Source organism: Kribbella aluminosa (assembly GCF_017876295.1).
Classification (GTDB): Bacteria; Actinomycetota; Actinomycetes; order Propionibacteriales; family Kribbellaceae; genus Kribbella; species Kribbella aluminosa.
This window is the reverse complement of sequence record NZ_JAGINT010000002.1, coordinates 2,523,851-2,540,841: the sequence shown is the minus strand read 5'-3', so window position 1 is coordinate 2,540,841 and position 16,991 is coordinate 2,523,851. Positions and strand designations below refer to the sequence as shown.

Annotated in this window: 20 protein-coding genes; 8 read left to right on the top strand and 12 right to left on the bottom strand. The window is 69.5% G+C overall.

The features are described from left to right. Nucleotides 1-6 precede the first annotated feature (6 nt). Nucleotides 7-660, bottom strand: coding sequence for a class I SAM-dependent methyltransferase (locus JOF29_RS33460; protein WP_209698366.1), 654 nt, complete (start codon nucleotides 658-660; stop codon nucleotides 7-9). Continuing rightward, nucleotides 617-1,840 (bottom strand): MFS transporter, encoded by a 1,224-nt coding sequence (locus JOF29_RS33455; RefSeq protein WP_209698365.1) that lies wholly within the window; start codon nucleotides 1,838-1,840, stop codon nucleotides 617-619. Before JOF29_RS33455 ends, JOF29_RS33460 begins: the two co-directional genes overlap by 44 nt. A gap of 119 nt (nucleotides 1,841-1,959) precedes the next feature. Between JOF29_RS33455 and JOF29_RS33450 the strand changes: the two genes are divergently transcribed. Next, the gene (locus tag JOF29_RS33450) at nucleotides 1,960-2,526 is read left to right on the top strand and encodes a TetR/AcrR family transcriptional regulator (protein WP_209698364.1); all 567 of its coding nucleotides are present in this window, start codon (nucleotides 1,960-1,962) and stop codon (nucleotides 2,524-2,526) included. Next, a complete protein-coding gene (locus JOF29_RS33445) occupies nucleotides 2,523-3,044 on the top strand; it encodes an SRPBCC domain-containing protein (RefSeq protein ID WP_209698363.1) in 522 nt (173 codons plus the stop codon). The genes JOF29_RS33450 and JOF29_RS33445 overlap by 4 nt, the downstream gene beginning before the upstream one ends. Before the next feature lie 190 nt (nucleotides 3,045-3,234). Here JOF29_RS33445 and JOF29_RS33440 read toward each other — a convergent pair whose 3' ends face one another. After that, nucleotides 3,235-4,251 (bottom strand): LacI family DNA-binding transcriptional regulator, encoded by a 1,017-nt coding sequence (locus tag JOF29_RS33440; RefSeq protein WP_209698362.1) that lies wholly within the window; start codon nucleotides 4,249-4,251, stop codon nucleotides 3,235-3,237. A gap of 31 nt (nucleotides 4,252-4,282) precedes the next feature. Between JOF29_RS33440 and JOF29_RS33435 the strand changes: the two genes are divergently transcribed. Continuing rightward, on the top strand, nucleotides 4,283-5,794 hold the full coding sequence (locus tag JOF29_RS33435; protein ID WP_209698361.1) for an alpha-N-arabinofuranosidase: 1,512 nt from the start codon (nucleotides 4,283-4,285) through the stop codon (nucleotides 5,792-5,794). A gap of 27 nt (nucleotides 5,795-5,821) precedes the next feature. Here JOF29_RS33435 and JOF29_RS33430 read toward each other — a convergent pair whose 3' ends face one another. The 4 genes from JOF29_RS33430 to JOF29_RS33415 all read right to left on the bottom strand — a co-directional run bounded on the left by JOF29_RS33430 (nucleotide 5,822) and on the right by JOF29_RS33415 (nucleotide 9,088). After that, a complete protein-coding gene (locus JOF29_RS33430; protein ID WP_209698360.1) occupies nucleotides 5,822-6,085 on the bottom strand; it encodes a hypothetical protein in 264 nt (87 codons plus the stop codon). Nucleotides 6,086-6,328: 243 nt separating this feature from the next. Beyond that, a complete protein-coding gene (locus JOF29_RS33425) occupies nucleotides 6,329-7,411 on the bottom strand; it encodes a zinc-dependent alcohol dehydrogenase family protein (protein ID WP_245359705.1) in 1,083 nt (360 codons plus the stop codon). A gap of 7 nt (nucleotides 7,412-7,418) precedes the next feature. Beyond that, nucleotides 7,419-8,243 (bottom strand): ABC transporter permease, encoded by an 825-nt coding sequence (locus JOF29_RS33420; protein WP_209698359.1) that lies wholly within the window; start codon nucleotides 8,241-8,243, stop codon nucleotides 7,419-7,421. Further along, on the bottom strand, nucleotides 8,240-9,088 hold the full coding sequence (locus JOF29_RS33415; protein ID WP_209698358.1) for an ABC transporter ATP-binding protein: 849 nt from the start codon (nucleotides 9,086-9,088) through the stop codon (nucleotides 8,240-8,242). The genes JOF29_RS33420 and JOF29_RS33415 overlap by 4 nt, the downstream gene beginning before the upstream one ends. A gap of 154 nt (nucleotides 9,089-9,242) precedes the next feature. Between JOF29_RS33415 and JOF29_RS33410 the strand changes: the two genes are divergently transcribed. Further along, entirely contained in the window at nucleotides 9,243-10,097 is an 855-nt protein-coding gene (locus JOF29_RS33410; RefSeq protein ID WP_209698357.1) for a GbsR/MarR family transcriptional regulator, read from the top strand. Here the strand turns inward: JOF29_RS33410 and JOF29_RS33405 are convergent. After that, nucleotides 10,041-11,243, bottom strand: a complete 1,203-nt coding sequence (locus tag JOF29_RS33405) for an NAD(P)/FAD-dependent oxidoreductase (RefSeq protein WP_209698356.1) — start codon at nucleotides 11,241-11,243, stop codon at nucleotides 10,041-10,043. The genes JOF29_RS33410 and JOF29_RS33405 overlap by 57 nt on opposite strands. Here JOF29_RS33405 and JOF29_RS33400 point away from each other — a divergent pair. Next, nucleotides 11,242-12,273 carry an alpha/beta fold hydrolase gene (locus JOF29_RS33400; RefSeq protein ID WP_209698355.1) on the top strand — a complete coding sequence of 344 codons (1,032 nt, stop codon included), beginning with the start codon at nucleotides 11,242-11,244 and terminating at the stop codon, nucleotides 12,271-12,273. The two genes, JOF29_RS33405 and JOF29_RS33400, sit on opposite strands and share 2 nt — an antisense overlap. Continuing rightward, nucleotides 12,228-12,692 carry an alpha/beta hydrolase gene (locus tag JOF29_RS45675; protein WP_209698354.1) on the top strand — a complete coding sequence of 155 codons (465 nt, stop codon included), beginning with the start codon at nucleotides 12,228-12,230 and terminating at the stop codon, nucleotides 12,690-12,692. The genes JOF29_RS33400 and JOF29_RS45675 overlap by 46 nt, the downstream gene beginning before the upstream one ends. A 102-nt stretch (nucleotides 12,693-12,794) precedes the next feature. Here the strand turns inward: JOF29_RS45675 and JOF29_RS33390 are convergent, their stop codons facing one another. Both JOF29_RS33390 and JOF29_RS33385 read right to left on the bottom strand, forming a co-directional pair. Beyond that, a complete protein-coding gene (locus tag JOF29_RS33390; RefSeq protein ID WP_245359704.1) occupies nucleotides 12,795-13,541 on the bottom strand; it encodes a hypothetical protein in 747 nt (248 codons plus the stop codon). Between the two features lie 174 nt (nucleotides 13,542-13,715). Then, nucleotides 13,716-14,537, bottom strand: coding sequence for a SigB/SigF/SigG family RNA polymerase sigma factor (locus tag JOF29_RS33385; RefSeq protein WP_245359702.1), 822 nt, complete (start codon nucleotides 14,535-14,537; stop codon nucleotides 13,716-13,718). Nucleotides 14,538-14,818: 281 nt separating this feature from the next. Here JOF29_RS33385 and JOF29_RS33380 point away from each other — a divergent pair, with 281 nt between their 5' ends. Beyond that, nucleotides 14,819-15,052 carry a DUF397 domain-containing protein gene (locus tag JOF29_RS33380; RefSeq protein WP_209698353.1) on the top strand — a complete coding sequence of 78 codons (234 nt, stop codon included), beginning with the start codon at nucleotides 14,819-14,821 and terminating at the stop codon, nucleotides 15,050-15,052. A 206-nt stretch (nucleotides 15,053-15,258) separates the two neighbouring features. On the opposite strand, the gene JOF29_RS33375 is transcribed toward JOF29_RS33380, so the two are convergent. Together JOF29_RS33375 and JOF29_RS33370 are read right to left on the bottom strand one after the other, a co-directional pair. Continuing rightward, nucleotides 15,259-15,468 carry a hypothetical protein gene (locus JOF29_RS33375; protein WP_245359700.1) on the bottom strand — a complete coding sequence of 70 codons (210 nt, stop codon included), beginning with the start codon at nucleotides 15,466-15,468 and terminating at the stop codon, nucleotides 15,259-15,261. Continuing rightward, nucleotides 15,465-15,659 carry a hypothetical protein gene (locus JOF29_RS33370; protein WP_209698352.1) on the bottom strand — a complete coding sequence of 65 codons (195 nt, stop codon included), beginning with the start codon at nucleotides 15,657-15,659 and terminating at the stop codon, nucleotides 15,465-15,467. Before JOF29_RS33370 ends, JOF29_RS33375 begins: the two co-directional genes overlap by 4 nt. Nucleotides 15,660-16,097: 438 nt before the next feature. Here JOF29_RS33370 and JOF29_RS33365 point away from each other — a divergent pair, with 438 nt between their 5' ends. After that, a complete protein-coding gene (locus tag JOF29_RS33365; protein ID WP_307863818.1) occupies nucleotides 16,098-16,985 on the top strand; it encodes a Sco1979 family transcriptional regulator in 888 nt (295 codons plus the stop codon). Nucleotides 16,986-16,991 lie beyond the last annotated feature (6 nt).

Below are 16,991 nucleotides of genomic sequence, written 5' to 3'. Positions count from 1 at the left end.
GTGCTGTTATTTTTCGAAGAGCGCCGCGTGCTGGTTGCCGACGCGGGTGAAGCGGGCGCCGGGGAGCGCGGCTGCGTACGTCTGCTCGAAGGTCTCGCGGCTCAGGTACCGGTCGGAGGCGCGGTGCTCGAGCCAGTCGCCGGTGGCCAGCCGGAAGATCTCCCAGGCGTGCGGATTCCGGCTCGCGAGGTTGCGGGTGAGGATGCGGAGCTGCCCGCCGTACAGCCACCAGCGTGGGGTCGCGGGGCGTGCTGAGACGGTGTCGGCGAGGGCTGCGATCCCGCCGGGGGCGAGGAGCGAGCGGATGTGTCGCAGTACGGCGGGGAGGTCCGCGACGTGGTGCAGGGTCGCGGAGCTGGTGACGAAGTCGTACTGGCCGGTGATGTCGAGGATGCCGGCTTCGACGTACGAGATGTTCGCGCGCGGGCGCTTGCGGCGGGCGAGGCGGATCATCGGGCCGGACAGGTCGATCGCGTCGACCTGGTCGAAGTGGTCCGCGAGTACGACGGCGTGCCGGCCGGCGCCGCAGCCGAGGTCGATGGCGCGGCGGCGGTTCGCCGGGAGGACTGTGGGGAGCCAGGCGGTGACGTGGTCGGCGGTCAGCTCGCCGAGCCGGTCATAGCGCTCCGCCAGGTGATCGAACGACTGGGCGCGGTTCATGCTGGTTGGATGCGGCCCGCCGGGAAATGGTTGAGATCCAGACGGCGGCGAGGATTGCGGACAGTACGCCGATCAGCGCGAGTACGGCGAACCCGAAGCGGGTGTCGGAGCGGCCGGTGACGAGGGAGGCGATCAGCATCACGACGACCGTCGCGGCGAGACCGTACCCGTTGGCGACACCGAAGGCGTGGCCAACGCGGGACTCGTCGACGGAGGTCATGAGCAGCGACCGGGTGGCGATCCGCGACTGCCCGAACAAGAACGCGCCGAGCAGCACGAGTCCCATCAGCGCCGGCACTCCGAAGAGCGGCTGCAGCACCAGCAAACCGCTGCAGACCAGGAACCCTCCGACCGCCAACCGCAAATCCCCCAACCACTTCCCCGACCACCGGTAGACGGTTGCCGCCAGCAAGAACCCGACCCCACCCAGCGCATCCGTCACCCCGAGCACCCCTGCGCCCCGATGCCACTCCCCCACGACGAGCACCGGCATCAACGCGTTGAACACAGTCACCACCACAAGCCCCTGCCCGAACAGCACAACCAACGGCCCGAGCCCAAGAACCTGTCCGCGATTCGTTGGGTGCAATACAGGCAAGGGCTTGATGGGGACGACGGTCCCGCGCTTGGCGCCTACTGCTGCTACCAGCAGGGCCGAGAGGGCGAAGGTGCAGGCGTTGAAGGTGAAGAGGGGTTGAGGGCCGAAGTACTGGAGTGCTACTCCGCCGACGGCTGCGGAGAGGAGCATGCCGGACTGGAGGGCTATTTCGTAGTGGGCGTTGAAGTGGCGGAGGCGGTCGGCGGCGACGCGTTCACGGATGAGGGCAGCGCTGGCCGGGGTGAACTGGGCGGCGATGACAGCCAGCGCGAAGTTGGTCGCGTAGACGAGCGGCTGCTGCGGCACACCCAGCGCGAGACCGACCGGCAACGCGAGCGCGACGCCGGCGCTCAGCACATCGCACACCACCCACAGCCGCCGCCGGTCGAACCGGTCCGCGAGCCGGCCGAAGTACGGCGAGAGCACCGCCTGCGGGACCGCGACCGCGATGAACAACCACCCGACGTCCAGCATCGACCCGTGCGCGCGAACCAGCAGCAGCGCGGCGCCCAGTAGCTGGATGTTGTTCCCGAGGGAGGTGATGAACGTTGCGGGCAGCAGCAACCGGGTCCGCGAAGTCACCTACCAACGGTGACAGCGATACCTGACAACGGATGGCAGCGTTTATTTCCGCTACCGCAGTTGCGTAAACCCTGCTACGGTTCTTTTCGACACTGCAGTAGCGATAAAGGAGGCGGCGCATGGCCGGACGCGGACGGCCGCGGGACGCGGGGGTCGAGGCGCGGGTGCTGGACGCCGCGATGACCGAGATGCGGGCCCGGGGGTACGACGGGATGTCGGTCGACCGGGTCGCCGAGCGGGCCGGGGTCGCGAAGACCACGCTCTACCGGCGCTGGCCGAGCAAGGCGGAGCTCGTGGTCGCGCTGATCGCCGGCCTGCGCAGCGCCGTACCGTTCGAGCCGAGCGGCGACCCGCGGCGGGACCTGACCGAGCTGGTCACCGGGATCGCCGCCACCCTCGAAGCCATCCCCACCACGCTGGTCGCCGACCTCACCGCGGCGGCCGCCCGGGAGCCGCGCGTCGGCGACAGCGTGCGCGCGCTCTGGGCCGAGCGGCACGCCGCCGTCACCGCGGTGATCGCGCACGCGCAGGCGGACGGGCTGCTGCCCGTGCACGCCGATCCGCAGGTCCTCGTCGACCAGTTCGTCGGCCCGCTGTACTACCGGCTGCTGATCACCGGCGAGCCGATCCATCCCGCCTATGTGAGGGCACTGGTGCTCAGTACCCTCGGACCGGAGCAGTCATGAAGAAGTTCCTCGTTGCCCTCGGCACCGTTCTGGTGGTGCTCGCCGGCTGGACGGTCTACACGGTCGCGCGACCGTTCGTACTGCACACCGAGCTCGACATCGACGCCTCGCCGGAGCACGTCTGGAAGGCCCTCATGGACCGGCAGTCGTATCCGGACTGGAACCCGTTCATCATCTCGTCGACCGGCGAACTGAAGGTCGGCGGCACCATCACCAACGTGCTCCGCGACACCAAGGGCGGCGAAACCAGGTTCACCCCGACGCTGCTCGCGGTCGTCCCGAACCAGGAACTCCGCTGGATCGGCAAGGTCCCACCCGGCGCACTGTTCGACGGTGAGCACTCCTTCCGGATCACACCCCTGCCCGGCGGTCGCACGCACCTCGTCCAGGAGGAGAAGTTCAGCGGCGCCGCGGTCCCCTTCACCCAGTCGATGCTGAAGAACACGATCAAGCCGCAGTTCGACGCGATGAACCGGGCCCTGGCGGCCCGGGCAGAAGGTGTACAGAAGAACGGGTAGTGGTCCTCGGGTTGGCGTATCGGCAGGCGGGGCGCACTCCGGTCGGACCGGGATTCGGGGGTGTACTGCCCGTTCGTCGGTACGCACCTCAGCTGAAGGACGGTGCGGAGTGAAGCACCGAAACCTCCAGGTCTTGCCCGATCCGTGGGTTTATCGATATACCTCTACCGTGCACACGCCCGGCCCGCCCTCACCTCGTCGTACCGCGGACGACGAGCTGCGCGGGGACGACGAGTTCCTGCGGGTCGCCGCCGGCGTTGCCGTTGATCTGCGCCATCAGCAGCGCGGTGATCGCGTCGGCCATCACGTCGTGGCCCGGGTCGACGGTGGACAGTGCCGGGACCAGGTACGCGGACTCGTCGATATCGTCGAAGCCGATCACCTGGATGTCGTCCGGCCCCCGCAGCCCGGCGTCGGCGAGCGCCCGCAACGCCCCCATCGCCACCACGTCCGTCAGCCCGAACACGGCGTCGAAGCCGATCCCGCGATCGCGCAGGCCCCGGATCGCGTCGTACCCGTCCCGCAGGCCGAACGAGCACCGGGTGTTGAGCTCCGGATCGACCGGTACGCCGGCCTCGGCGTGCGCGATCGTGTATCCCTCGGCACGGAGCGCGGGCATCGTCGCGGTACCGGCCGGGTCGCCGCCGATCATCGCGATCCGGCGCGCGCCGGTGGCCAGCAGGTGCGCGGTCGCCTGGCGGGCGCCGTCGACGTTGTCCATCATCACGTGGTCGAAGCGGGACGGCAGCGCGCGTTCCCCGATCATCACCACCGGCGCGTCGGTCCGGAGCTGGCCGAGCTCGGCCGGGTCGATGTCGACCACGCTCAGGATCAGCCCGTCGTACATCCGCAACCGGGAGAACGCGACCGCGTCCAGCTCCCCCTCCCGGCTGGCGCCGGTCCGCTCGGTGACGATCCGCAGGTCGTGCACCTCGAAGCGGTCCGCCAGCCGGCCGGCGAGCTGCGCGAAGTACGGGCGTTCCAGCTCGGGTACGGCGAGGCCGATCACGCCGGTGCGCCCGGCGCGCAGGTGCCGGGCGGCCAGGTTGACCTGGTATCCGAGCTCGCCGATCGCCGCCAGTACCCGCTCGCGGGTCTCCGGACCGACCCGCGGCCGGCCGTTGATCACGTTCGACACGGTCATCGTCGAGACCCCCGCGAATCGCGCGACATCGGCCATCGTCACCACACTCGACGGCTTCCCCATATCGACCACTCTAAGGACAACGGAGGGCTCAATGTCTGAAGCACGCGTCGTTATCGACCTTGACGTACCGGGGGCGACCATCAGCCGGCACCTGTACGGGCACTTCGCCGAGCACCTCGGGCGGTGCATCTACGGAGGGTTCTACGTCGGCGAGGACTCACCGATCCCAAACGTCGGTGGCATCCGGAGCGACGTGGTCGAGGCGCTGCGGGCGCTGGAGATCCCGAACCTGCGCTGGCCCGGCGGGTGCTTCGCGGACGAGTACCACTGGAAGGACGGCATCGGCCCCAGGGCGGACCGGCCGTCGATGGTGAACACGCACTGGGGCAACGTCGAGGAGAACAACCACTTCGGCACCCATGAGTTCATGGCGTTGTGCGAGCTGCTCGGTGCCGCGCCGTACCTGAACGGGAACGTCGGCAGCGGCACCGTGCGGGAGATGAGCGAGTGGGTCGAGTACCTGACCCGCGACGGCGACAGCCCGATGGTCCGCGAGCGGAAGGCGAACGGGCGGGACGAGCCGTGGCAGGTGCCGTTCTGGGGCATCGGCAACGAGGCGTGGGGCTGCGGCGGGAACCTGCGCGCCGAGGCGTACGCCGACCTCGCCCGGCGCTACGCCACGTTCCTCAAGGACCACGGCGACAACAAGCTGTACCGGATCGCGGCCGGCGCGGCGGACGACGACCTCGCGTGGACCGAGGCGCTGCTGAAGGCGGTCAGCTGCCTGGGCTGCGGCCGCGAACCGAAGAACATCTTCCAGGCGATCTCGTTCCACTACTACACGGTCGCCGGGACGTGGGAGCACAAGGGCAGCGCGACCGACTTCGACCTGGACGGCTACTACCGGACGATCCAGAAGGCCCAGGGCATCGAGCGGGTGATCAAGGCGCACTCGGCACTGATGGACGCGTACGACCCGGAGCGCAAGATCGGCCTCGTACTGGACGAGTGGGGCACCTGGTGGGACGTCGAGCCGGGGACGAACCCAGGCTTCCTGTATCAGCAGAACGCGATGCGCGACGCACTGGTGGCGAGCCTGCACTTCGATGTCTTCCACCGGCACTCGGAGCGGCTGGTGATGGCGAACATCGCGCAGACCGTCAACGTGTTGCAGGCGATGCTGCTGACCGGCGATGACGGCGCACTCGTCCGGACCCCGACGTACCACGTCTTCGAGATGAACAAGGGTCACCACGACGCACAGTCGCTGCCGGTGCACGTGGTCGAGGGTCGCACCCACGATCTCGACGGTACGGCGACGGAGCTGGTGTCGGCGTCCGCATCGGTGAAGGACGGCCGGGCGCTGGTGTCGCTCAGCAACCTGGACCCGGAGACGGCACTGGACGTCGTACTGGATCTTCGGGGTGCGGCATCCTGGGAAGCGTCCGGACGGTTGCTGACGGCATCGAACCCGCAGGCGCACAACACGGTCGCGGACCCGGACGCGGTCGTTCCGGTGGCACTCGCAGTGGAACCGGAGCCACGCGGGCTGCGGGTGACGCTGCCGCCGCATTCGTTCGCGACGGTCAGCCTGGTTCTGTGACCTGGGCACTACGTCAAGGTCAGACCCTCAGGAGAGCGTGCGGGAGCGGCGGTCGCGGATGGTCGTGAGGGTGAGGGTGGTGAGGCCGAGGGCCAGGCCGCCGACACCGAAGCCGGCGGCGAGGGTGCCGCGGCTGCTGAGGCGGGCGTCGCACTGCATCGGCGTGATGCCCTCGTCGGGCTGGAAGACCGAGCCGCAGGCGTCGCCGCCGGCGTGGACCGGGCGAACGGCGAGCACCACCCCGACGATCAGCAGGACTGCACCCACCGCGCCGAGGAGCTTGCTCAGCACCGGCCGCCCTCTCTGGTGCCTGCGGGTACGACGAGGACCGACCACGAGTGGTGGGTCAGATCCCACATCCGCACGTTCACTCCCTGGCAGCTCGGTAAGATTTGATCAAATCTAACGCAGCTAGCCACCGCTGCTGAAGTCCGCAGGACCCCTTGGTGGAATCTTCACCCAGTTCTAACGCACCCCGGCGCAGATCGGTTCACCCGATTTTTCATAGGTCCTGTCTGGTGATCCAGCCAGGACCTAGTCGAGTACGGCGACCAGCGAGCCGCTCGCGCGACCGTGGGCGACGTCCGCGAGCGCGCGGTCGACGGCATCGAACGGCACGGTCGTGATGTGCGGGGTGACCGGTAGCCGGGCGATCAGCCGGAACAGCTCCTCGCCGTCCCGGCGGGTGTTCGAGGTGACGCTCCGCAGGTCGCGCTCGTGGAACAGGTGCCGCTCGTAGTTCAGGGCCGGTACGTCGGACAGATAGATGCCGGCGACCGCGACCGTCCCACCCGGCCGGACCGCCTCGAGTGCGTACGGGACCACGTCGCCGGCCGGGGCGAACACGATCGCCGAGTCGAGCGGGACCGGCGGACGGTCCGCGGTCTCCCCCACGAACACGGCGCCGAGCTCCCGGGCGAGGGTGCGGTTCCGTTCGCCGCGGGTCATCACGAACAGCTCCGCGCCCTGTGCCGTGGCGAGTTGCGCGGTCAGATGCGCGCTGGACCCGAACCCGTAGATCCCGAGCCGGCCGCCCGGCGGCAGGTTCGCCCGGAGCAGGGAGCGGTAGCCGATGATCCCCGCACACAGGAACGGCGCGAGCTCCGCGGCGGGACGGTCGTCCGGCAGCGCGTACGCGTACTCCTGCGGCACCACGGCGTACTGCGCGAATCCGCCGTCGGCGTCCCAGCCGGTGTACGTCGATCGCGGGCAGAGGTTCTCGAAACCGCCGCGGCAGAACTCGCACACGCCGCACGTCCCCCGCAACCAGGCAATCCCCACTCGCTCCCCGATCCCGAACCGTTCGACACTCCCGCCGTCCGCGACAACACCTCCCCCGCCATCCCGCCCGCCTGTCGCAGTTCGCCCGCCTGTCGCAGCGCGGCCGCCCCGAGCGACCACCCTGCCGACGGCCTGGTGCCCGGGGACGACTCCCGGATGCTTCGGCGGCAGATCGCCCTCCGTCAGATGCAGGTCCGTCCGGCAGATGCCGCACGCCTCGACCTCGACCAGGACCTCGCCGGCCGCAGGCTCCGGAACGGTACGGCGTACCGGCCGGAGCGGACCGCTGTCGATGGGACCCGGTCGGGCGACTGTCCATGCCTGCATCTCGTCCATGGATCCATCATGCGACGCGGCGGAGTGCACGTTCGCGACGCTCGGCGACCTTGGAGCCGGATTCGCGGCGTGCCATTCGCCGCAGTACGACGGGAGCCAGCAGCAGGCCCGCGACCGCCCAGAGGCCGAGGACGCCGACCGTCTCCAGGTGGCGCCACGAGTGTCCGACCTCGACAGCCACTGCCTCGGACGGCAGCATCGCCGACCGCATGCCGAGGCCCATCCAGTACACCGGAGTGAGCTGGCCGATCCCCGCCAGCCAGCCCGGCAGCGCGGTGATCGGGTAGAAGATGCCGGAGATCGCGATCAGCCCGAGCATCGGCAACTGGATCAGGCCCTGCGACCGCGCGGTGGTGAACACCGAGCCGAGGACCGCGCCGATCGGCAGCGTCGCGACCAGGCCGAGCAGCAGCACCCAGACGAACGTGAACCAGTGCGCCGCCCCGACCGCGATCCCGTGGACCAGGAACAGCCCGGGGATCAGCAGGATCGCCAGGTCGACGATCAGCCCACCAGCGACCGAGACCACCTTGCCGACCAGGTAACAGACCATACCGTTTGGTATGGCCTTGGCCCGGAGCAGTGTCCCGTCCTCGCGGTCGGCCGTCAGTTGCTGGCTCATGCTGACCATGCCCATCGCCGCGTTCATCCCGAGGATGCTCGGCAGGGCGAGCGCGCCGAGCAGCATCCCGCTCGACCCGAAGTCGCGATGCCGCAGGAAGAACAGCGCGACCAGCATCAGTACCGGCCAGAGGAAGTGACTGACCAGCTCCGGGCCATTGGTGAAGGACTGCCGCAGTTCGATCAGCCCGCGCTGCCAGCCGCGTCTCATGCTTGCTCCCGGACGAGTGCGAGGTAGGTGTCTTCGAGGGACGCGCGGCGTACGTCGAGCTCGCCGAGCGCGTCGCCGTACGTCGCGAACAGCTCGCGGACGAAGGCGGTCGCGTCGGACGTGGACTTGCGGAACCGCTGCCCGTCGACCGTCCAGCCGACCTCGTCCTCGCCCGCGATCAGCTGGGTCAGGTCGGGGACACTGCCGGACGCGATGATGCGGCCCGCGGCGAGGACCAGGATCCGGTGCGCGAGTTTGCTCGCCTCGTCGAGGTCGTGGGTGGTGAGCAGGACCGTCGTACCCTGCTCGGCGGCGAGCCGGCGGACGAGTTCGTGGAACTCCGAACGGGCCTCCGGGTCGAACCCGGTGGTCGGCTCGTCGAGGAACAGAACGTCGGGGCGGCCAACGATTCCGATCGCGACGTCGAGGCGCCGGCGCTGACCGCCGGAGAGGGTCTTGATCTTCTGCCCGGAGTGCTCGGTCAGGCCGACGGCGTCGAGGAGTTCGGCGGTCGGCCAGGGGCTGCGGTACGGCGTGTAGCAGGAACCGAGGTGCTGGAGGAGTTCGCCGACCCGCCAGTTGCCGTGGTCGCGCCAGGACTGCAGCACGATGCCGATCCGGGAGCGCCAGCGTTCACCGGCGGTGGCCGGGTCGGCGCCGAGTACGTCGACGTGGCCGGCGGAGCGGAGGCGGAAGCCTTCGAGGATCTCGATCGTGGTGCTCTTGCCGGCCCCGTTCGGGCCGAGCAGGGCGAGCACCTCGCCGGGGCGGGCCTCGAACGAGACGCCGTCGAGGACGTCGGTGTCGCCGTACCGCATCCGGAGGCCGTCAACTGTCATCACCATGGTGCTGAAGGTAGGTTGCGTTTACTCAATCGGCAATGTTGTCGCTCGTCGCTGCCTTCGGTTTTTCCTGCTATTTATGGCATTCTGTGCAATGAGGATGCCGCGGAATGCAATTCGTTGCAATGGGCTGATGGTGAATGCGCGGAGGTTTCGGATGCCGGGAGGCAGGCTGAGTCATCAGGATCGGCTGCAGATCGCGGAGGGGCTGGCGGGCGGGCTCGGGTACACCGAGATCGCGCGGCGGCTGGAGCGGCCGACGTCGACGATCAGCCGGGAGGTCGCGCGCAACGGCGGCGCGGGCGGGTATCGCGCCGATCACGCGCACTACGCGACGGCGGCTCGCGCCCGGCGTCGCACGGGGCGCGAGAACGGCGCAGCGGGCGCGGGTGGGCCGGGCGGCGCCGGGGATCCTCGACGGGCTTTTGTGGAGCGGTTTGCCGAGATGATGGTCGAGGGTGGGTTGCCGCGGATGGCGTCGCGGGTGCTGGCTCTGCTCTATACGTCCGACTCGCGCACCCTGACCGCGGCCGAGCTCGTCCGCGACTTGCAGGTCAGCCCCGCGTCGATCTCGAAGGCGATCGGGTACCTCGAGCAGGTCGGCATGGTGCACCGCGAGCCCGACCCGGTACGCCGTCTGCAGCACTACGTGGTCGCCGACGACGTGTGGTTCAAGGCCTGGGAGGTGAGCGCGCGTACCAACAACAACTGGGCCGAGACCGCCGCCGAGGGAATCGCCCTGCTCGGGGCGGACACCCCGGCGGGGCAGCGCCTGTCTCACATGGCCGACTTCTTCGCGCGGCTCAGCGAGGACATGTCCGGCGGCGCCGGTTTCCAGGACTGCCTCGCGGTGCTCGCGGTTCTTCAGGAGAGGTTGGACGCCGAGGAGCTCGCCGCCGCGCTCGGCTGGCCTGTCGAGCGGGTGACCGACGTACTGGAGTACGCGGCGAAGAGCTCAGGGCAGGATGGTGCGGAGCAGCCGGCGGGTGAGGCCGCCGTCCGCGAGACCTAGCTCGACCAGGTCGTCGAAGATGTGCTGATCGCCGGCCGCCGCGCGGATTCCGGCGTCGAGGATGCGGTCCGACCGGCTGAGCTGGGCGACGAGCGCGGTGTCGCGCAGGTGCCTGGAGAGCAGGCGGGACGTGCGGCGGCGGTACGGCGTACCGGCGTCCGACGAGCCCGCCCGGAGTGCGTCCGCGATCGCGCGGCCGGCGAGCAGCCCGGTGGCGACCGCGTAGTAGATGCCTTCGCCGGTCATCGGGTTGATCAGCCCGGCCGCGTCGCCCGCGAGCAGCACCGGTCCGCGGCGCGGTCGCCAGGACCAGCCGGCCAGCGGGAGGTGGTGCCCCCACCACGATTCGCCGCCGTCGCTCGCGCCGGGCAGGAGTTGTTCCAGGTTCCGCAGCAGGTCGGCGCGCGTCGGGCGGGTGCCGGCGAGGAGTTCGCCGTACCCGACGTTCGACCAGCCGTCGCCGCGGTCGAAGGACCAGGCGTACGACGGTTGCCGTCCCGGGCCGTAGGCGATCACTTGACTCGCCGCGCGGGCGGCCGGCGTCGGCGCGTACCCGCGGATCGCCAGCGCGACCGGTCCGGGTTTCACGCCGAGCTCCCGCCGTACGACGGAATGCGCGCCGTCGGCGCCGACGACGAAGCGCGCGTCGAGGTCGTCCACCGCGACGGAACCGCGCCTGACCGCGAGGCCGCGGACGCGCCGCCGGACGAACTGCGCACCGGCCGCCTGGGCTGCCTCGACCAGCCGGTGGTCGAACACGGTCCGCGGCACCACCCAGGTCGGCCGGGACAGCTCCCGGTCGACGCCGGCGGACCCGCGGTTCAGCACGAACCGGCGTACCGGAGTCCAGTCGTCGAGGATCCCGGTCACGCCGACGCCGGCGAGCAGGTCGAGTACGTGCGGCGCGATGCCGTCACCGCACGCCTTGTCCCGCGGGAAGTCGTGCCTGTCGAGCAGCAGCACCGACAAACTCGGGTCCGCCGCCAACGCCCCCAGCGCGGCCGACGCCCCCGCCGGTCCCGCTCCGACCACGATCAGATCCCACACGTCGGACAGTGTCGCAGTTCCAGGTAGCGCGTGCGCGACCGTCGGCCGGGTCGCCGGTCCACTGTGCGCGGGCGCGCCGATCTCTAGCGTCGACACCATGAAACTGCTTGTGGTGCTCACGCTGCTCGGTATGCCGGTCGCGGCGCCGGTGGAACGCCCGCAGATCGAGTGGCATCAGTGCCGGCTCGACGCCGCGGACGAGGAAGGAGCCGCGCTCGACCGGGCCGGTGCCGAGTGCGGCGATCTGAAGGTGCCGCTCGACTACGCGCGGCCGGACGGGCCGAAGATCACGCTCGCGCTGTCCCGGCTCCGGGCGACCGGCGAGCGGATCGGCGCGATGGTGCTCAACGACGGCGGACCGGGCGGACCCGGGTTGAGCATGCCGCTGCGACTGCGGCCCGAGATGAAGGCGGCCGGGACGCGGTACGACCTGATCGGACTCGACCCGCGGTTCGTCGGCCGGAGTACGCCGATCGACTGCAAGCTCCCGTACGCCGCCTGGCCGTGGGCCGGCGGTGCGGACCGGGCGTCGTTCGACCGGGTGTCCGCGCAGGTCGCGGACGTGGCCCGGCGGTGCGGCGCGAACGCGGGGCAGTACCTGCAGTACGTGAACACCCGGAACACCGCGCGGGACATCGACCAGGTGCGGGCCGCGCTGGGCGAACGGAAGATCTCGTACCTCGGGTACTCGTACGGGACCTACCTCGGGTCGGTGTATCTGCAGCTGTTCCCGGGACGGACGGATCGGGTACTGCTGGACGGCCCGATCGATCCCGTGCCGTACGGTCCACGCCTGCTCCGCACCATTGGTCCCGCCAACGAGTCCGCGTTGCGTAGCTGGGCCACCTGGGCGGCGGCGCGCAACTCGACGTACCACCTGGGGCGACGACGGCGCAGGTGCTGGCGTCGGTGGATCGGGTACTGCGGGTCGCGGGGCGGAGCGGGTTGCCGGTCGGGAAGTACCGGCTCGACGACGGAGTGGTGCCGCTGTTGCTGTTCGGGCCGTTGGCGGACGACCGGGATGCGGCGCGGGCGACGTACGCCGGGTTCGTCTGGACGTTGCTCGACGCGACGTACGGACCGGTGCAGCCCGGGGCGGAGCTGGGCGGGTTCCTGGACTCGGTGCTGACGCCGGCGTCGTCGCAGGTCGCGAGTGCGCAGATCGCGATCCTCTGCGGCGACCGGGCGGCGCCGCGGGACCCGCAGGTGTACTGGCGCGACATCCAGGAGCACCGGCGTACCGAACCGCACTTCGCGTCGCTGACGCGGATGATCTCGCCGTGCGCGTCCTGGCCGGTGCGGCCACAGGAGGCACCGACACGGATCGCCAACACGGAGCCGGCCTTGATCGTGGCGGCCGACGGCGACCCGCGCGCGATCTACCCGTACGCCACCGCGTTGCGGAAGGACCTGCCGTCGGCACGGATGATCACGGTGCGGAACGCGCGCAAGCACGGGATCTTCGGTGAGTACGGCAACGAATGCGTCGACACGAAGGTGATCGACTACCTGCTCAGCGGCCGCCTACCCACCGACCAGACCTGCTAGCCGAAATCAGACGGCCGGACTTGTTGGTCCGCCGGGGTGTACGGCGGAACAGGTCCCAGGGCGGCGGCCCGGCTTGTCGGTCCGCCGGGTGTGCGGCGGGGATCAAGTGCCGGGGCGGCGGCCCGGCTTGTTGGTGCGGCGGGGTGTACGGCGCGGGCGCGCTGCGCTGGGGGTGGCGGCGGCGGACGAGGTGATCGGGCGGGCCTCGTCGAGGTCGACGATCTTCGGGGGCGGCGGCACGAAGACGGGGATCGTCTCCTCCTCGACGGCCGGCTCGGGCGGCGGAGGCGGCGGCTCGGCGCGAGCTGCCGCCTCTTTGCTGGGGCGGGGGCGCGGGGCAGCGACCGTAGGAGCGGCGATCGGGCTACGGGGCCGGCTGCGGTGCGGGAGCCGGGTCCGCAGCTCGATGCCGAGCGCACCGATCAGCTTGCGGCAGGCAACGATCGAGACGGCGACCGCGAGCACGGTGCAGGCGGCGAACAGTACCGACTGCCCGCCGGCGGTCCAGTTCGACGGGCTGGTGCGGAACATCGCGGCGACCATCGCGACCACGATCGCGTTGGTGATGCCGAGGGCAACGGCCAGGGCAACGGTCCGGAGCAGCACCCGGCGCTCGAGCCCGACGTCGTCGGCCGCGGCGACCAATCCGGCGATCAGACCGGCGAGCACCGGCACTGTATATACAAGTGCGAGCGTGAGTCCGGGGCTGGCGACGAGGTAGAAGACGTCGAACACCAGCGCGGTGCCGGTCAGCGCGGCGGCGAAGCAGACCACCATCGGCGGATACGCACGAAGCACCGCGACCGCGTCCGCGGGCACGGTGCGGAACATCCGCAAGGCCAACAACAACGACTCATCCCCTCGTCCACCCCCATTGTGCCGCTCCCCCGGCACGCGGAGTGAGATCGGCAGCCAGCGAGTCGCGAAGGCGCGGACGCCCAGGCCATCACAATCGCCCGCATCCGGGGAGCGCCGCGCTCAGGCACTCCTGCCGATGCCGATTGTGATGGCCTGGCGGTCCGCCTAAGCCGCCGCCTGCTCCGGCACGAGCTTGTCCCGCAGGTCGTCCAGGATCCGGCGGAGGACCCGGGACACCTGCATCTGGCTCACACCGATGTCGTCGCCGATCTCGGACTGGGTCCAGCCCTCGACGAAGCGCAACTGCAGGATGCGGCGGTCGCGGTCGCCGAGATCGGCGAGCACCGGCTCCAGCATCTCGACCGTCTCCAGCTGGTCGATGCTCGCGTCGTCGTCGTCCGCGACCACGTCCGCCAGCGTCAGCTCGGCGTCCGCCTCGGCCGGGCGGTCGAGCGACAGCACGTTGAAACAGCCCTTCGCCGCGAGCGCCTGCTCGACCTCGGTGACCTCGACCTCGAGGTGCTCGGCCAGCTCCGCCGGCGTCGGCTCGCGGTTCAGCTCCTGCTCCAGCTCCGGCAGCTTGTTCGCGATCGTGCCCTGCATCTCCTGGAGCCGGCGCGGGATCCGGACCGTCCAGGCGCAGTCGCGGAAGTACCGCTTGACCTCACCCCGGATGGTCGGGATCGCGAACCCGATGAACGGGGTCTCGGCCTCCAGCCGGTAGTGGTGCGCCGCCTTGACCAGTCCCAGGTACGCGACCTGCTCCAGGTCGTCGGCCTCGGCACCCCGGCCGCGGAAGCGGCGCGCGACGCCCTGGGCCATCTCCAGATTCAGTTCGACGACCTGCTCCAGGATTTCCTGGCGCTCGTCCGCCGAGGTGCTTGCCGCCCTGCGTTCCATCAGTTCCCGGGTGGCTGCTTCACGGGCGGCCCGATCGGTCGGGGCGCCGTACCGGGCCGAAGCCCGCTCCATCGTGTTGGTGACCATTGGTATGACCTCGCGACTGTGTCTTCGCGGCGTGGCACTTCGCTGAACCACGGTCATGCCTGCATCTGAAGACGTACCCAGCTCAGCGGATCTCATGCACGCACCCGCTCCGAACCCCTGAATCGTCACCGACCGCGACCGGATCCGGTGATCGAACGCTCGTTTCAGCGGATCGCGATTACCAGAAGTAAGGGTGCGGACACAGGACCCAAAAGTGTGTACGATGCAGATGCAAGCCCAAATGCACGTGCATCTGCAGCCGCATATGAAAGGTGCAGACCATGACAGAGATCTACAACGGCATGGCAGGCGACTCCGACATCAGCCTCAGCTGGAAGAAGAGCCAGCGCAGCGGACCCCAGGGCAACTGCGTCGAGGTAGCGAAACTGCCGGACGGTGGCACCGCGGTGCGCAACTCGCGCTTCGCCAACGGCCCCGCTCTGGTGTTCACGAAGGCAGAGATGGAGGCGTTCCTCGGCGGCGTTCACGACGGCGAGTTCGACGACCTGATCTGAGCAACACCAGCACCACCGAAGCAAGGGCCCCTTCGCCAGGCGAGTGACGAAGGGGCCCTTTCATGTGCCCAGGCAGAAGCAGTGCGCCGGTCCCCGCGCCGGAGTCCCGCGGGACGCCGCGACGCGCCGTACGACGACGTACAAAGCGTCAGGGCCGACTCTCCGGCGAGAGTCGGCCCTGACGTGCCTGAGGGGCAGGTACGGACTTACTGGACGGTGAGCGGCCAGAGCTGCTCGCTCGGCAGCTCCGAGGCCTTCCCGGTGACCGAATTGTCAACGGTGATTCGCAATCCGGTGAACTTCGGGGTCATCACCCGCTGGTACCGCGAGGCGCGGTCCGGCTCGGCGGCATACTCGGCAATCAGGTGATCACCCAGCCAGATCCGCACCATCTTCCGTCCTCCTCCTGTGGTCATGGGGCCAGGCTCACGATCGGGTCGCCGTCGAGCTGACGGACACCGCGCAACCAGCCCTCGAAAGCCCAGCGCTGCTGTTCGGGGCAGCGCGCGACCAGGTCCTGGATCTCCCGTTCCGTCAGTTCCTCGGGCGCGCCACCACCAGCCGTGCCGGCGGAGTGCGTCACCAGTTCACTGTCGTTGTCGTTCATCGACACGGGTTCCCCAACCAGTCATGCCAACGGGGGGCCGTCGGCGCTCTGTAGGACCGGCCTGCCGGCGCACGCGATGTCACGTATCGCATGATCCAGCTCACCTTCTGTGCATGAAGTAATCATGGCGTCAGCACGTAGCGAATGCAAGCGCCCGATGCACGTGCATCCGCACGTTTTCCAATTCGAGACCACTTTGCACCCCTCCAAGCCTGGATCGGGCCGAATCAGGCGAGATCGAACGGTGTTCAGCGGGCCTTGGACGAGGATTCATGTACTGACAAATCGATGGATCGCTCGTCGGCTAGACTCACGCTCCGTGATGCTCGATGCGCGTGTGTCGTGGTTTTGTAAGGACTTCGGCATAACGGCGCCGCCGCGTGCGATGATGTGCGTCTGTGGATCACTGGTGATCGCTGGGGCCGCTGGGAGGTGGGTGTGACCGTGTCGGGCGCGCAAAGCGGGCCGACCGCGCTGCGGATGGTCCTCGGAGGGCACCTGCGACGGATGCGGGTGGCGGCCGGTATCAGCCGGTCCGACGCCGGCTGGGAGATCCGGTCCTCGGAGTCGAAGATCAGCCGGATGGAGCTGGGCCGCGTCGGTCTGCGCGAGCGCGACGTCAGCGACCTGCTCACCCTGTACGGCCTCGACGACGCCGAAGAGCGCGAACGGCTGCTCGAACTCGCCCGCCAGGCGAACAACCCCGGCTGGTGGCACCGGTACGGCGACGTGCTGCCGAACTGGTTCCACAGCTACATCGATCTCGAAGCCGCAGCGCAGATGATCCGCGTCTACGAACTGCAGTTCGTTCCTGGGCTGTTGCAGACGGCCGAATACATTCGGGCCGTCATCCAGCTCGGTCGCGGGGTCGTGCCGACGGAGGAGATCGAGCGCCGTCTGCGGCTGCGGCTGAACCGTCAGGACATCCTGACGCGTCCGGATCCGGTCCGGCTGTGGGCCGTGGTCGACGAGGCGGCGCTCCGGCGGCCGATCGGCGGTGTCCAGTGCATCATCGACCAGCTGGACAACCTGATCGAGAAGTCGCAGCTGCCGAACGTCACGCTGCAGATCGTGCCGTTCGCGCTCGGCGGCCACGCCGCGAGCGCAGGTGCGTTCTCGATTCTCCGCTTCCCTGAGGAAGACCTGCCCAACAAGGTCTACATCGAGCACCTCGACAGCTCCCTGTACCTGGACAAGCCCGAGGAACTCGACCAGTACACGTCCGCCATGGAAGCCCTGTGCGTCGCAGCCCCACCACCAAGCAAAACCCCCGAAATCCTCACCAAGATCCGCAAGGACTTCGAGTCCGGCATCGGCGTCCTGTAGCCCCAA

Coding starts and splice junctions, on each gene's coding strand:
- JOF29_RS33460 (WP_209698366.1), bottom strand. CDS start 660: ATGAACCGCGCCCAGTCGTTCGATCACCTGGCGGAGCGCTATGACCGG.
- JOF29_RS33450 (WP_209698364.1), top strand. CDS start 1,960: ATGGCCGGACGCGGACGGCCGCGGGACGCGGGGGTCGAGGCGCGGGTG.
- JOF29_RS33445 (WP_209698363.1), top strand. CDS start 2,523: ATGAAGAAGTTCCTCGTTGCCCTCGGCACCGTTCTGGTGGTGCTCGCC.
- JOF29_RS33440 (WP_209698362.1), bottom strand. CDS start 4,251: ATGGGGAAGCCGTCGAGTGTGGTGACGATGGCCGATGTCGCGCGATTC.
- JOF29_RS33435 (WP_209698361.1), top strand. CDS start 4,283: ATGTCTGAAGCACGCGTCGTTATCGACCTTGACGTACCGGGGGCGACC.
- JOF29_RS33425 (WP_245359705.1), bottom strand. CDS start 7,411: ATGGACGAGATGCAGGCATGGACAGTCGCCCGACCGGGTCCCATCGAC.
- JOF29_RS33420 (WP_209698359.1), bottom strand. CDS start 8,243: ATGAGACGCGGCTGGCAGCGCGGGCTGATCGAACTGCGGCAGTCCTTC.
- JOF29_RS33415 (WP_209698358.1), bottom strand. CDS start 9,088: ATGGTGATGACAGTTGACGGCCTCCGGATGCGGTACGGCGACACCGAC.
- JOF29_RS33410 (WP_209698357.1), top strand. CDS start 9,243: ATGCCGGGAGGCAGGCTGAGTCATCAGGATCGGCTGCAGATCGCGGAG.
- JOF29_RS33400 (WP_209698355.1), top strand. CDS start 11,242: ATGAAACTGCTTGTGGTGCTCACGCTGCTCGGTATGCCGGTCGCGGCG.
- JOF29_RS33405 (WP_209698356.1), bottom strand. CDS start 11,243: ATGGTGTCGACGCTAGAGATCGGCGCGCCCGCGCACAGTGGACCGGCG.
- JOF29_RS33385 (WP_245359702.1), bottom strand. CDS start 14,537: ATGGTCACCAACACGATGGAGCGGGCTTCGGCCCGGTACGGCGCCCCG.
- JOF29_RS33380 (WP_209698353.1), top strand. CDS start 14,819: ATGACAGAGATCTACAACGGCATGGCAGGCGACTCCGACATCAGCCTC.
- JOF29_RS33375 (WP_245359700.1), bottom strand. CDS start 15,468: ATGACCACAGGAGGAGGACGGAAGATGGTGCGGATCTGGCTGGGTGAT.
- JOF29_RS33370 (WP_209698352.1), bottom strand. CDS start 15,659: ATGAACGACAACGACAGTGAACTGGTGACGCACTCCGCCGGCACGGCT.